Genomic DNA, 14,526 nt, shown 5'->3' on the forward strand with positions numbered 1-14,526 from the left:
TGAAGTTGACGTTGTGTGTGCATGGAAGCCTGGATATAAAAGAGTCGAGAAGGGTAACGGCGTTCAAATGTATCGGGTCGGAGGGCAATTCTCGGAAAAGTGGAGGAGGCGGCTTACAGCGGCTCGCCCGTCGGCCCCCTCTTCCGAGGGCGAAGGAAAGAAATTATCTTGGAAGCGGCAGCTCCGCATAGCCGCAAAAGTTTTGCACGATTCGACATGGAAACAGCTTTATTGGCCGGATTTCGCGTGCTTATGGGCGCGTAGCGCCGTACGGGCGGCGAAAGAACTTGTGAGGGAGCGGGGTTATGATACGATGATATCCGTCTCTCATCCGTTTTCGTCCCATTGGGCCGGGGCGGCGGTCAAACGGAAATACCCGGGCCTAAACTGGATCGTTGATGTAGGCGATCCGTTTTATTTCCATACAATGCCGGTCAACAATGTCAAATTGTTTGGACGGATCAACTTTCGATCGGAGCTTAACATATTGGAGCTGGCCGACAGTGTCGTGGTCAATACAGTAAAGACGAAGGAAAAGTACATGCAAACGTTTAGAGCGGATACAGGCAAGCTTACAGTCAGTCCTCCCCTTCTATCTGCGCCACCGCTATTCAGCCCTGTTGGGGAGAATAGGCGGGAGGGGACGCTTAAACTCGTATTCATCGGTACGCTTTACCCTAATATCCGTAGTCCGGACGGGCTGCTTCAATTATTCGAGCTGCTCATTCGGGAAAAAATGACCCGAAGACTGGAACTTCATTTTTATGGAAAAATGGATGGATGTGCGGCATCTTTCGACTCTTACCAGCTTTACCGCAATCGCAATCTGTTCGTTCATGGAGTAGTGCCGCGGGAACAAGTCTACGAAGTGATGAAAGATGCCGACGTATTGGTCAACATCGGAAACAAGACGCCAGAACTTCTTCCGAGCAAGCTGGTTGAGTATGCCAGCACGGGAAAACCCGTTTTGAACCTGATCTCTATTTCCGAAGATAGCTCGGCAGAATTTTTTGCCGAATATCCGGCTGCCTTGACGATAGAAGAGCGGCTGATATTCAAGGGATCGGCTGTTTTGGGAGACATTGTCCGTTTTTTGAGCCGAGTACATGACATCAAACCAGAACAATTGGAAAAGTTTCTCGATCAATTCTCGATCGAGGCGATATCGAATCACTATCAAAGTTTGGCATTACGGTCCGTACCCGAGAAGCAAAGCGCGGCGAGAGCGATCCATGCGCGTGAAGGAAAAGAACTGGGGGAATTTGGTTGAAGGCAAAGCGAAAAGTCATTGTAGTAGGACCGCTTCCGCCACCCATATCGGGTCAAGCGTTAGCCGTGCAAATGTTGGTTGACGGATTTGCGGAACGGGGCGTATCGTATCGCGTCGTGAATTTGACCAGCGGAACCAGGGAGAAGATCGGCACGAAATTTAGGGCGCTGCAGTATGCAAAGATTTTGCTCGATTATATATGGAAAACAGCTTTCGGAAAAAAAACGGTATACATAACAATCGCCCAGTCTCTCCAAGGTTTTTGGAGAGATTTTTTCATGGTATGGATTGCCGTTTTTTTTGGCCATCGTATTCTGCTTCATCTTCATGGAGGGAATTATGACCGTTTCTATGACGCGCAACAAGCCTGGCTTCGCACCGTTATTCGGGTTACGTTACGAAGAGCGGATGGTATATATGTGCTTGGCGAGAAACTTATAGGGATGTTCGATTTTGAACCGGCACTGGCCCCCAAAATCAGTGTGATTACAAATGGAATTCCGATTGCGGCCGAGGATCAAAGCGGAAGCAAACGATTGCCGGACTCCCCGGATGAACCGATCCGGCTATTGTACCTGTCGAACCTGATCGAGTCAAAAGGGTACTTACACGTTCTCGAAGCAGTAAGACAGCTTGTGCATGATTATCGATTGAACGTGAAGTGTTCATTTTATGGCAAATTTTTAGCAAGCCGTGACGATATCATGGTACGTGACGCGGAACACGGCCGTCAATTGTTTGAAACTTTCATTCTGCAAAACGGGTTGAGCGATTATGTCGAATTCGGGGGCACCGTGGAAGGAGAAGCAAAAATAAAAGCGTTGGAGGAGGCACATTTTTTCGTGTTGCCGACCAACTATGACAATGAAGGGCAGCCGCTAGCAATCATCGAGGCGTTGGCATATGGTCATGTAGTCATCACGACGGATTATCGGGCTATCTCCGACATGGTTACAGATAAACAGAACGGAGCGTTCGTTCCTTTTGCGGACCCGGATTCGATAGCCAGGAATATTGCAGATATTGCTTCAGATCATGAACGTTACGCAGCCATGAGCGAAGCTGCGAAGATTCGCTATCGAAATCAATTTACGAGGGAAGCCCACCTGGAACGGATGTTCTCTCTACTTTTGGAGGAGAAATACGAAACGACGCAAAACGGTCGATACGGGAGGATGACCAATGTTTAATAATCAAACGCTGTTGATTACCGGAGGGACCGGCTCGTTTGGAAATGCCGTATTGAAAAGGTTTTTAAATACCGGGATTAAAGAGATTCGCGTTTTCAGCCGCGACGAGAAGAAACAAGAAGATATGAGGATTGAGCTGAATAGCGGCAAGGTCAAATTTTACATTGGCGACGTCCGTGACGAGGATAGTATCCAGGCGGCTATGCGGGGAGTCGATTACGTGTTTCACGCCGCCGCCCTGAAGCAGGTGCCTTCTTGCGAGTTTTATCCGCTGGAAGCGGTGAGGACGAATATCATCGGAACGGAAAACGTATTAAATGCCGCCATCGCGAACAATGTGAAAAAGGCGATTTTTCTAAGCACGGATAAAGCTGTATACCCGGTAAACGCGATGGGGCAATCGAAGGCGCTGGCAGAGAAGATTATGGTCGCCAAGGCCAGAACCTTAACCGAGCATCAGACGGTGATTTGCGGAACTCGATACGGCAACGTCATGGCTTCACGCGGTTCGGTCATTCCATTGTTCGTGAAGCAAATCAAGGAAAACAAACCGCTTACGATCACCGATCCGAACATGACCCGGTTTTTGATGTCATTGGATGACGCAGTCGATTTGGTGCTTTATGCGTTTGAGCATGGTCGTCAAGGCGATATTTTCGTGCAAAAAGCTCCGGCGACGACGATCATCGATCTGGCTGAAGCTCTTAAGCAGTTGTTTGACGCAGCAAGCCCAGTCCAAATTATCGGTACCCGGCATGGGGAAAAGCTTTACGAAACATTATTGACCCGCGAAGAACTTGCCAAAGCGATAGATTTCGGAGAATATTTCCGGATTCCGGCCGATAATCGCGATTTGAACTATAATAAATATTTCATTGAGGGTGAACAGGAAATTTCGCTGCTTGAAGACTATAGCTCCCACAACACGGAGCGGATGAATGTGGAGCAGATTAAGAAGCTGCTCCTCAACCTCGAATACATTCGGGAGGAACTTCAAGCGGGCGATCTTCTGGGAGTTTGAGGAGGCGAAACAATGACTAATGTATTGGTAACGGGAGCTAACGGTTTTATAGGCAAAAATCTGATAGACCGCCTTAAAAGGCTCGACGTTACGGTGAATGTTTTTGATAGCAAGGACGATCTTCAAACACTGGAGCATGGTTTGATGCAGGCGGATCTTGTTTACCATTTAGCCGGTGTGAATCGGCCGGAGCGGGAACAATTGTTCATGGATGTGAATGCGGGGCTGACCGAACAAATTGTCACATTACTTGCGCGGTACGGCCACCGAACTCCGGTAGTTCTGGCCTCTTCATCGCAAGCCGTATTGGATAATCCTTATGGCAAAAGCAAAAAAAGCGCCGAACAATCGGTCCTGCTCTATGGTGAAAAAACGGGTGCAAAATGCTACATTTACAGGTTGCCGAACGTATTCGGGAAATGGTGCAGACCGAACTACAATTCCGTCGTGGCCACGTTCTGCCATAATATCGCTCGCGATTTGGATATTACGATATCCGACCCGGAGCGCAAGCTGTCCCTTGTTTACATCGACGATGTCGTGGATTCCCTTGCCAGCCTGATCGCGGAGATTGGACGCGAGGGTTCAGTGGAATATCGCAGTATCGATCGCTTATTCGAAGTAACGCTGGGAGAATTGGTCGATAAGCTCCGACTGATTAAGGACATTCGAATATCGCACGTTCTTCCGGACCTTTCCGATCCTTTCATGAAATGTCTGCACGCGACATATTTGTCTTATCTTCCGAAACAGCAGTTTGCGTATCCGTTGGAAATGAAGATCGACAATCGAGGTAGTTTGGCCGAGATCGTCAAATCAAAGCAATTCGGTCAAATATTTGTTTCAAAATCATATAAGGGGATTGTGAGAGGTAATCATTACCATCATACAAAAGTCGAAAAGTTCTGCGTAATCAACGGAAGGGCTGTTATCAAATTCCGTAATGTGTTCGAAGAGGACGTGCTTTCTTACGAAGTATCGGGCGATGACATCCAGGTCGTGGACATTCCCCCGGGATATACCCATTCCATTGAAAATATGTCGGACGGCGAACTGATCGTCTTGTTCTGGGCGAACGAAATATTTGATCCGCAGTCTCCGGATACTTACCTATTAGAGGTGTAGGATGAATAAGATGAAAGTGATGACCATTGTCGGCACAAGACCGGAGATTATCCGGCTTTCTGCAGTCATTCGTGCCTGTGACCGTTATTTCAATCATGTACTCGTACATACAGGGCAAAATTGGGACTATACATTGAATGAAATCTTTTTCGAAGAATTGAATCTGCGTAAACCCGATCACTTCCTCGGTGTCGTTGGTTCCCATCTCGGGGAAACGATGGGGAACATTATTGCAAAGACGTACGAACTTTTGCAAAAGGAAAAGCCGGAGGCTCTGTTAATCTTGGGAGATACGAATAGCTGCTTAAGCGCGATTGCCGCGAAAAGACTGAAAATCCCGATTTTCCACATGGAAGCGGGAAATCGCTGCTTTGACCAAAACGTTCCTGAGGAAATCAACAGGAAAATTGTCGATCATATCAGCGACATCAATATGCCGTATACGGAGCACAGCCGCCGTTATTTGCTTAGCGAAGGATTTAGGAAGGAGCACATTTTCGTTACCGGTTCGCCGATGTCCGAAGTGCTGTGCGATCATTTGGAAGCGATCGACCGAAGCGAGGTGCTGGACGAACTGCAATTGGAAGCTGGTCGTTACATTCTCGTCAGCGCACATCGGGAAGAAAACGTGGATCTTGAAAAAAATTTTGAGCACTTGACACAGTCCTTGAATGCAGCGGCAGAGGAATTCCAGCTCCCGGTCATTTATTCGACACACCCGAGAAGCCGCAAACGGATCGAGGAGAGGGGAATCCGCTTCCACCCGCTAGTTCGGTCGCTTCCCCCATTCGGATTTTTCGCTTACAACAAATTGCAAAAGCATTCTTTTTGCGTATTGTCCGATAGCGGGACGCTGAGCGAAGAATCGGCCATGCTCGGCTTTCCGGCCGTGTTGATCCGAACGAGCACTGAAAGACCTGAGGTGCTGGACAAAGGATCGATCATTATTGGCGGGATCAAGACCGAGGATGTGCTTCGATCGGTGCGTCTTGCCGTATCCATGCGGGAAGAGAGAGCAAAAGCAAACCTTCCGGGGGATTATGCAGATCGGAATGTGTCGCTAAAAGTAGTGAAGTTGATCCAGAGCTATACCCCCATCATTAATGCGTATACCTGGTACAAATTCGAAACGGAAATACATACGGGCAGGATCCTCGTATGAATGTTTTGTTTCTGATGATATCGTTTCCCGAAAACTCCAAGGGCTCCAATTTGTATACGGACCTTGCACAGGAGTTTTATCGTAATGGACATCATGTTTATGTCGCAACCTTGCTCGAGAACAAATACGGACGCAATACCTGCTTGCAGGAAGAGCAAGGATTGAAGGTGTTACGAATCAAAAGCGGCGATCTGTTCAATGTCGGAGCCATCAGAAAGGGACTCTCGACCATCAGGCTGCCGGCAATATTTAAGCAAGCGATCAACGAATATTTTAAAGGCGTTAAATATGATTTGGTTGTGTACCCCACGCCGCCGATCACGTTTGCTTCTGTCGCGAACTATATCAAGAAAAGGGATCGCTGCAAAACGTATCTGATACTTCGCGATATTTTCCCGCAAAACGCACGGGATTTGGGCATGATTTCGGGAGGTCCGGTGTTTGCTTACTTTCGAATGTTGGAAAAGAAGTTGTACGCGATTTCCGACCATATCGGCTGCATGTCTAAGGGCAACATCGAGTATGTGATGAAACATAACCGGGAAGTAAGCAGGGATAAGTTGGAGTTATTGCCCAATTGGAAAAAGGTGAATCGGAAGAGCGATGGAATCAATACGGCCATTAAAGCGAAATACGGTTTGGAAAACAAATTTGTGGCTATTTTCGGAGGCAATCTGGGTAAGCCGCAGGAGCTTGATTTTTTACTTGAATTGGCGGCGCTATACCGACAACAGGAAGATATTGCATTTCTTATTATCGGAGACGGTACTGAGCGACAAAGACTGGAGGCAAAAATTCGCGAAATGTCTTTGGAAAACGTGTTGTTGAAAGAAAAGGTGCCCACATCGGACTATGATGAGTTAGTAAGGGTATGCGACATCGGACTGATCAATTTAAACAGGCATTTTACGATACCAAACATTCCCTCTAAAACGTTGTCCTATTTCGAAGCGGGCATCCCGATATTGGCGGCGGTAGACCGTAACACGGATTACGCGGACATTTTGGCGGAAGCGCAAGCGGGTCTTTGCTCGGTAACGGGCGAATTGGAGGAGTATAGAAAAAATTTCGATAAGTTGTATCGAAATGAATCATTGAGAAAGCGTCTCGGAATGAACGGAAGGGACTATTTGGATAAGCATTGGACGGTAGAACAAGCTTACGCGACGATTAAAAAGCATCTGTCGAATGGATAACTCACAATTATTCGTGTACTGATTGATACAAAACGTAACGTAGGAAGAGAGGAAACCAATGATAGGGAAGATATGTGTAGTTGGACTAGGCTACATTGGCCTGCCTACCTCGCTTGTATTTGCAAAGGCCGGTTTCGAGGTCGTCGGAGTCGATGTCAGCGAACGCGTGGTCAAATCTTTGAACGCCGGAGTTATCCATATTGAAGAGAACGGAATTGAGGAAATTTATGAGGATGTATGCAGCCGGTATTCATTTCAAGCGAAAAACTCGCCTGAAATGGCGGATGCATACATCATAGCCGTACCGACACCAGTTAATGAGGACCATACGGCAAACTTGGATTATGTTGTGTCGGCAACCCGGTCCATTGTACCGTATTTGCGGTCAGGCAACGTCGTTATTGTCGAATCAACAATTCCTCCCAGAACTACGGATGACGTTGTCGCCCCCATTCTTGCCGAAGCGGGTTGGAGGGTTGGGGATGAGATTTATTTGGCGCATTGCCCCGAGAGAGTGCTCCCTGGCAACATTTTTAGAGAGTTGATAGAAAACAACAGAATAATCGGAGGATATAATCCAATCTCGGCGGAAAAAGCCGCCTCATTCTATCGCGCCTTTGTGCGCGGCGAAATCGTTTTGACATCCTCCACCTCCGCGGAAATGGCGAAATTGATGGAAAATACGTACCGCGACGTCAATATCGCACTGGCTAACGAATTGACTAAAGTTTCTTCATTGCTCGGTGTCGATGCGTTGGAAGTCATCGAGCTTGCCAATAAACATCCGCGCGTAAATCTACATTCGCCGGGACCGGGAGTCGGAGGCCATTGCATAGCCGTGGATCCGTACTTCATCATTGAGAAGGCGCCATCCGCCACACCTCTTATGAGCGTATCGCGTCAAATCAACAATTCGATGCCGGAGTTCGTGGTAGAACAAGTGGGGAAGCTTGTTCCGCCATATGAGGGCCATTTGATCGCCGCTTTCGGTTTGACCTATAAAGGGAATGTCGACGATATCCGGGAAAGTCCGGCTTTGGAAGTAGTGCACCAGCTTATGAAAAGAGGATATAAGGTAAGGGTGCACGACCCTCACGTACAACCCGATCATTGTCCGTTTCGGATTCATTCGGCAGAGGAGGCCTTGAACGAGGCGAGATGTCTGGTTATTCTGGCGGATCATTACGAGTTCCGCTATATTGACCCCGATTGGTTGAAGGGCATGCAGACGCCGGTGGTGCTCGATACGAAACATTGCGTTACTTTTCCGTCTGGTACGAAAGCGGCACTATTTAACTACGGCAATCTGCATTTGCTTAGAAATGTGGAACCGATGGTATTACGTTGACGATGTCAATGACAATTGGAGTGATGGACGGTATGAGAGTAAAACGTTGTTTGGACTTTACCATAGCATTGACTGCATTTCTAGTGTTGCTGCCGCTTATTGGCGTCACGGCATTGTTGGTTCGAATGAAGCTGGGGTCTCCGATCTTGTTCAAGCAGCTTCGACCGGGTTGGCACATGCGGCCGTTTCAAATCTATAAATTCCGTACGATGGCCGATTTATACGACGAGCACGGGGAACTTTTACCCGCCGAACAGCGTCTTACTCCATTCGGTTCTTTCTTGAGGCGGTATAGTCTCGATGAGCTTCCGCAGTTGCTTAACGTGATTAAAGGCGAACTAAGCCTGGTTGGTCCAAGGCCGCTCTTGATGAAATACGTGAACCTATACAGTCCGGAACAAGCCCGGCGACACGAAGTTCGCCCGGGTATTACGGGATGGGCACAGGTGAACGGAAGAAACTCTTTATCTTGGGAGCAAAAGTTCGCATTAGATGTTTGGTATGTAGATAACAGGACGAATTGGTTGGATCTGATCATTATTTGGAAAACAGTTCTCAAATTGATCCGCCCCGAAGGGATCAATCATTCCGGCTCTGTAACGATGCCTGAATTTCAGGGGAATTCTCAAAAACAGGCGGTCCAACAGTGAAGATACAAACCAAAAACAAAATTGTTATTATCGGTGCGGGAGGATTGGGTAAAGGAATTGCCCAATTGATCATTGATTTGAACAAGGTCGAGGACGTATGGGAACTCCTCGGTTATTTGGATGACGATATCAACTTGCGTGGAAAAACGGTCAATAACTATCCCGTCCTTGGACAAATCGAGCTTTTGGCTGATCGCAAATTCCATGATGTTTATGCTATGAGTGCGATCGGTCTTTCCTCCGGACGTATTCAGATTATTCGCAAAGCGCTGGAAATGAACCGTAATTTGCGTTTTCCTACCTTGATTCATCCTACAGCAATCATAGGGGAAGAAACGGAGATCGGGGAAGGCACGTCCGTTGGCGCTTATGCGATTGTGGAACCTGGCAATCGGATCGGTTCCCACGTATTGGTTCATTATGGAACGACGATTGGCCATGATTGCGTAATCGAAGATTTTTCAACCGTCCTGCCCGGAACGAACGTCTCCGGCTTTGTGAAGCTTTGTTACGGAACGTATTTGGGGACGAACGTTTCCGTACTGCCCGGTGTAGAAGTAGGAACAAGAACGATTGTAGGGGCGGGGGCTGCCGTTATCCATTCGTTGCCCGCTTACTGCACGGCGGTTGGCGTCCCTGCAAAATTGATCAAATATCACGATGAAGTGGCTGCTTCTCGTATGGGAGGAGAATAGGGAAATGGCAGCATCAGGAAAAAAGAAAATTTATTTGTCCCCGCCGCATTTAGGGGAAGCAGAACTGAAGTATGTTCAGGACGCCTTCTCTACAAACTGGATTGCTCCTCTCGGCCCGCATGTGGAAGGATTCGAAAGGGAAGTCGAACAGTTTGTAGGAGCCCGAGCAGCTGTCGCATTAAGCTCCGGAACGGCAGCCCTTCATCTTGCGCTTCGTTATTTGAATGTCGGTCCGGGAGATACTGTTTTTTGTTCCACGCTGACGTTCGTCGCCAGCGCCAATCCAATCCTGTACGTCGGAGCGAAACCGGTATTTATCGACTCTGAGCCCGAGACGTGGAACATGTCTCCTTTTGCTTTGGAACGGGCGCTGGCAGAAGCGAAATCGCGGGGGAATCTGCCTAAAGCCGTTATTGTCGTACACTTGTACGGACAAAGCGCTGATTTGGACCCACTCGTGCAATTGTGTGAAGCTTATGGCGTTCCGTTAATCGAAGATGCTGCAGAATCGATAGGAGCTACTTACAAAGGACGGTCTAGCGGCACGTTCGGCCAGTTCGGATTATTTTCGTTTAACGGCAATAAGATCATCACTACGTCGGGCGGAGGGATGCTCGTTTCCGATAATGTCGAAGCGATCGATAAAATTCGTTTTTGGGCTACTCAGGCAAGGGACCCTGCAAAGCATTACCAGCATAGCGAGATCGGCTACAATTATCGCCTTAGCAATGTGCTTGCAGCCATAGGAAGGGGCCAATTAACCGTATTGAACGAACGGATAACGGCGAGAAGGAGTATATTCGAAGCTTATCAAGAAACGTTCGGGGAGGTTCCTGGAATCGTGTTTATGCCGGAATTTCCCTCAAGCCGCGGTAACCGCTGGTTAACTGCCATTACGATAGATCCGGAGATAACCGGGGTAACAGTTGCTGAAGTGTTGAACCGGCTTGAGCAGGAAGATATCGAAGCGCGGCCGATTTGGAAGCCCATGCATCTGCAACCGCTGTTTCAAGACTGTGAGTACTATACGCACGACGAGGGAGAGAGCATATCGGATCGCCTGTTCGAGAACGGTATATGTTTGCCCTCGGGATCCAATATGACGGGTGAGGATTTGGCAAGGGTCGTTCACGTCATAGAGAAGTGCTTGAAGAAGGTCGTTCAGATATGAAGGTAATCGAGTATCCTCCCGAGTTGAAGGGGTTATCCCGAGACTTAACGTCTTTTATCGCAAGTGCACATAAAAGATGGGAGCCCGAAGCATCCGTGCAATGTTATATCGAAGAATTGAAACATATTCTATTAAAATATGTAACTCAGACTTGTAGCGAAGGTGAACCGTTAGATGAAAGTGAGAAAAGCGATCATTCCGGCGGCGGGACTCGGAACGAGGTTTCTGCCCGCTACAAAGGCACAGCCAAAAGAAATGCTGCCGATTGTGGATAAGCCTGCTATCCAATATATCGTCGAGGAAGCGATCGCTTCTGGCATTGAGGACATCATTATTATAAGCGGCCGCAACAAAAGGGCGATTGAAGATCATTTCGACATATCGTACGAATTGGAGGATGTGCTGAGGGCGAAGAAAAAGTGGGCTGACTTGGAAGACATTCGAAACATTGCAGAGATGGCTAACATCCATTATATCCGACAGAAGGAACCGCTCGGCCTCGGGCATGCAATCTGGTGCGCCAGAACGTTTATCGGCAATGAGCCATTCGCAGTCCTGCTTGGAGACGATATCATTCAATCCGACACCCCTTGTCTCAAGCATCTTCTGGATGTATACCGGCAATACGAATCGTCGGTGGTCGGTGTTCAGGGCGTTCCGGCTCATGAGGTGTCGAAATACGGGATCATTGCGCCATTGGCAGAGCACTTCGGTGACAATATCATTGGGGTTGAATCGTTTGTTGAAAAGCCAGCTGTTCAGCATGCTCCTTCCAATTTGGCAATAATGGGCAGGTATGTAATCAGACCGGAAGTATTCGATATTTTGGAAACACTTGAGCCTGGGATTGGAGGAGAAGTTCAATTAACGGACGCTCTGAAGGGATTGAATCGGAATCAAAAAGTGCTCGCGTACCGGTTCGAAGGAAAACGATACGATGTTGGAGATAAACTCGGGTTCATAAAGGCTACGATCGATTTTGCGTTGCAGCGCAGGGAGCTTGTGCAGGACGTCCGGCAGTACTTGCAGGAAGTGCTGGAAGAAGGAATGGTTTCTGTGAAAAAATAAAACGCGCAAGCTGCTTGCAATTGTGTGTGAAAAGGAAGTACCGAAAACTGGAGCGTGTATTTGCCGTGAAAAGAGTGTTTGACCTGACCGTCTCTCTCTTATTACTTATTGTGTTGTCTCCCGTAATGGGCGTAACGGCTCTTTGCGTACGAAAGTATCTTGGTTCCCCGGTGCTATTCCGGCAATGCAGACCGGGGCTTCATATGCGTCCGTTTCATATTTTGAAGTTCCGGACGATGACCGATAAACGGGATGAAAACGGAAGTCTTCTCAGCGACTCGGAGCGGCTCACTTCATTTGGGGCTTTCCTCCGCAAAACAAGCCTCGACGAACTCCCCCAGTTGATCAACGTGATCAAGGGGGAGATGAGTCTGGTCGGTCCTAGGCCGCTTCTGCTAAGGTACTTGCCATTTTACACGGAAACGGAAAAGAAACGTTTTCTCGTCAGGCCGGGGATTACTGGTCTTGCCCAAATATCGGGCCGGAATCGGTTGACATGGGATGAAAGGTTGCATCTCGATGTCAAGTATGTCGAGAGGCAGTCCCTCGCGCTTGATTTGACAATCATGTGGAAGTCGGTAATTCAAGTATTGGAGCGCGACGGATTCGAGGAAGTGACCGAACGGCAATTGCCCGACTTGGATGTCGAAAGACTAACGATTCCGTCTTCTGTCGCTTTATCGGGAGGAATTACTGTTAATGGAACAAGATAAACAAGTAAAAACCGTCATTTTGTTCGGCTCGATGGGACCGGCAGTCAGCATCTTGGAATGGCTTTTGGCACAACCCGATTTCGCAGTTAAGGGAGTCGTATGCAGCAAGGAACCGATGTCAAAATGGCGGGAATGCATCAATGACCGCGATATGCAGGATATTGCTCCTGTTCTGGGTATTCCTATCCTAGACCTCGATGATGTTGTCCAACTGGAAGCGGATATCGGTTTGGCAATACGATTTCATTTGATTTTGCGTAGCCGTCATCTCAGACAGTTCCGTCTCGGAGTCGTCAATTTGCACGGAGCGCCGCTGCCGGAGCTGCGGGGAGCTATGGGTGATGCAGTCGCCATTCTGGAGGGGAGGTCGGATTTCGGCCCGACCCTTCACTGGATGGATGAAGGGATCGATACCGGAGATGTTTTAGCCGAGCAAAGATTCCCGATTTTGCCTAGCGATACCGTATACGATTTATTCCAAAAATGCAACAAAGCGGGTATCGAGCTTGTGAAATCCTGCTTTCGAAACATTGCGAATGGAGAACTGAGGGGAACCTTGCAAGAAACTATAGCAGTGGATCGAGGAGCCGAAATCAGAACATTTACGCGAAAACAAGTAATGAGCCGTAAACAAATAGATCCATCATCGGGACCGGAGCAGTGGAGGAGAGCAGCCAGAGCTTTTCAATTCCCCGGACAAGAGCCGGCCTTTATTGAAACGCCCGACGGACGAATCTATTTAACTGTCGACAAGCAATGGGGACAATGATAATTCGAGGAGTATGAGAACATGAGTATCGAGATTCTGAAAGCAACAGATAATGAGGCATGGGACCGGTATATCCATTTGTTTCCGGATGCGGACATTTACTTCACTTCAGGATATTGTCAAATATATGAAGAGAACGGTGAAGGCCTAGCTCGGATGTTCGTATATTCGGATCAAGATGGGGTAGTCTGCTATCCGTTTCTTCTTCGGAGAATCAATGATCTCCCAGTTATTAGAGCACTTGGGCTGGAGAAGGATTATTTCGATATTTCCACGCCCTACGGGTATGGAGGGCCGTTATCCAGCGTAATGGATCCCGCTGTTCGAAAACGGATTTTTTCCCATTTCTCAGATGCATTTGGAGAATATTGCAGAGATAACAATATCATCGCTGAGTTCGTGCGGTTCCATCCGATTATTAAAAATTATAACGACTATGAGGAAGTAGATCCGATTTTTCTGCGAAATACAATTAGCGTCGATCTTCTCGGCACGGACCAAGAAATCATGCAGCAGTTCAGCGCGGAAAACAGGAACCGTATTCGGAAAGCAAAGAAAGAAGGGCTCCAGTTTGTCGCTTCCGATGTAAAAAACCTGGACCACTTTATAAGGCTATATTACTCTACCATGGACAGAAATAATGCGAATTCTTACTATTACTTCAGCGACAAATTTTTTATCAATACTGTTGAGCGTTTGGCTGGACAGATCGAATTGTTCGAAGTGAAGCTGAATGATCAAATTCTGGTCTCTTCCCTTTTTATGCGCTATAACAAATACGCGCACTATCATTTCATGGGAGCAAACAAGGAGTACCTACGCTTAGCCCCTGTCAATTTGCTGATCAGTGAAGCGGCTATATGGGCAAAAGAACAAGGATGTCGGCATTTGCATCTGGGAGGGGGATACATCGGTCAAGATAGTCTATACAGGTTTAAACGTACGTTCAACGAAAAAACCGCACTCGATTATTATGTAGGTAAAAAGGTGCATCGCCCGGATTTATATAACGATTTGTTGACGAGTCTGGGCATTGAAGCGAAGTCGGAGTATTTTCCAGCGTACCGGAATCCATCGTTAGAGCGCAGTCTTCTTTTGAACACGACTACGGGAACTTGAACGGCCCCACGGTAAAACATTATTTCGAC

At 47.7% G+C, this 14,526-nt stretch carries 14 protein-coding genes; all 14 read left to right on the forward strand.

Annotated elements, in window-relative coordinates; all coding sequences use genetic code 11:
* The first annotated feature begins 67 nt into the window (after positions 1-67).
* The 14 genes from PV407_RS03735 to PV407_RS03800 all read left to right on the forward strand — a co-directional run bounded on the left by PV407_RS03735 (position 68) and on the right by PV407_RS03800 (position 14,497).
* The gene (locus PV407_RS03735; RefSeq protein ID WP_332088527.1) at positions 68-1,270 is read left to right on the forward strand and encodes a glycosyltransferase; all 1,203 of its coding nucleotides are present in this window, start codon (positions 68-70) and stop codon (positions 1,268-1,270) included.
* A complete protein-coding gene (locus PV407_RS03740) occupies positions 1,267-2,460 on the forward strand; it encodes a glycosyltransferase family 4 protein (protein ID WP_332088528.1) in 1,194 nt (397 codons plus the stop codon). Before PV407_RS03735 ends, PV407_RS03740 begins: the two co-directional genes overlap by 4 nt.
* Positions 2,453-3,481 carry a nucleoside-diphosphate sugar epimerase/dehydratase gene (locus PV407_RS03745; RefSeq protein ID WP_332088529.1) on the forward strand — a complete coding sequence of 343 codons (1,029 nt, stop codon included), beginning with the start codon at positions 2,453-2,455 and terminating at the stop codon, positions 3,479-3,481. The genes PV407_RS03740 and PV407_RS03745 overlap by 8 nt, the downstream gene beginning before the upstream one ends.
* A gap of 12 nt (positions 3,482-3,493) precedes the next feature.
* Positions 3,494-4,606, forward strand: coding sequence for a polysaccharide biosynthesis C-terminal domain-containing protein (locus PV407_RS03750; RefSeq protein ID WP_332088530.1), 1,113 nt, complete (start codon positions 3,494-3,496; stop codon positions 4,604-4,606).
* Between the two features lies 1 nt (position 4,607).
* Positions 4,608-5,768: a non-hydrolyzing UDP-N-acetylglucosamine 2-epimerase gene (gene wecB / locus PV407_RS03755; protein WP_332088531.1), complete on the forward strand. Its 1,161-nt coding sequence runs from the start codon at positions 4,608-4,610 to the stop codon at positions 5,766-5,768.
* Positions 5,765-6,964, forward strand: coding sequence for a glycosyltransferase family 4 protein (locus tag PV407_RS03760; RefSeq protein WP_332088532.1), 1,200 nt, complete (start codon positions 5,765-5,767; stop codon positions 6,962-6,964). Before wecB ends, PV407_RS03760 begins: the two co-directional genes overlap by 4 nt.
* Positions 6,965-7,022: 58 nt before the next feature.
* A complete protein-coding gene (locus tag PV407_RS03765; protein ID WP_332088533.1) occupies positions 7,023-8,312 on the forward strand; it encodes a nucleotide sugar dehydrogenase in 1,290 nt (429 codons plus the stop codon).
* A gap of 32 nt (positions 8,313-8,344) precedes the next feature.
* Entirely contained in the window at positions 8,345-8,962 is a 618-nt protein-coding gene (locus tag PV407_RS03770; RefSeq protein ID WP_332088534.1) for a sugar transferase, read from the forward strand.
* On the forward strand, positions 8,959-9,657 hold the full coding sequence (locus PV407_RS03775) for an acetyltransferase (RefSeq protein ID WP_332088535.1): 699 nt from the start codon (positions 8,959-8,961) through the stop codon (positions 9,655-9,657). Before PV407_RS03770 ends, PV407_RS03775 begins: the two co-directional genes overlap by 4 nt.
* A gap of 4 nt (positions 9,658-9,661) precedes the next feature.
* Positions 9,662-10,828, forward strand: coding sequence for a DegT/DnrJ/EryC1/StrS family aminotransferase (locus tag PV407_RS03780; protein WP_332088536.1), 1,167 nt, complete (start codon positions 9,662-9,664; stop codon positions 10,826-10,828).
* A gap of 174 nt (positions 10,829-11,002) precedes the next feature.
* Positions 11,003-11,896: a UTP--glucose-1-phosphate uridylyltransferase GalU gene (gene galU, locus PV407_RS03785; RefSeq protein WP_332088537.1), complete on the forward strand. Its 894-nt coding sequence runs from the start codon at positions 11,003-11,005 to the stop codon at positions 11,894-11,896.
* Positions 11,897-11,961: 65 nt separating this feature from the next.
* Positions 11,962-12,609 carry a sugar transferase gene (locus PV407_RS03790; RefSeq protein WP_332088538.1) on the forward strand — a complete coding sequence of 216 codons (648 nt, stop codon included), beginning with the start codon at positions 11,962-11,964 and terminating at the stop codon, positions 12,607-12,609.
* Positions 12,596-13,378, forward strand: a complete 783-nt coding sequence (locus tag PV407_RS03795; protein ID WP_332088540.1) for a formyltransferase family protein — start codon at positions 12,596-12,598, stop codon at positions 13,376-13,378. The genes PV407_RS03790 and PV407_RS03795 overlap by 14 nt, the downstream gene beginning before the upstream one ends.
* A 21-nt stretch (positions 13,379-13,399) precedes the next feature.
* On the forward strand, positions 13,400-14,497 hold the full coding sequence (locus PV407_RS03800) for a lipid II:glycine glycyltransferase FemX (protein ID WP_332088541.1): 1,098 nt from the start codon (positions 13,400-13,402) through the stop codon (positions 14,495-14,497).
* Positions 14,498-14,526: the final 29 nt, after the last annotated feature.

It is taken from the genome of Paenibacillus sp. GYB003, assembly GCF_036577625.1.
Taxonomy (GTDB): Bacteria; Bacillota; Bacilli; order Paenibacillales; family NBRC-103111; genus Paenibacillus_AB.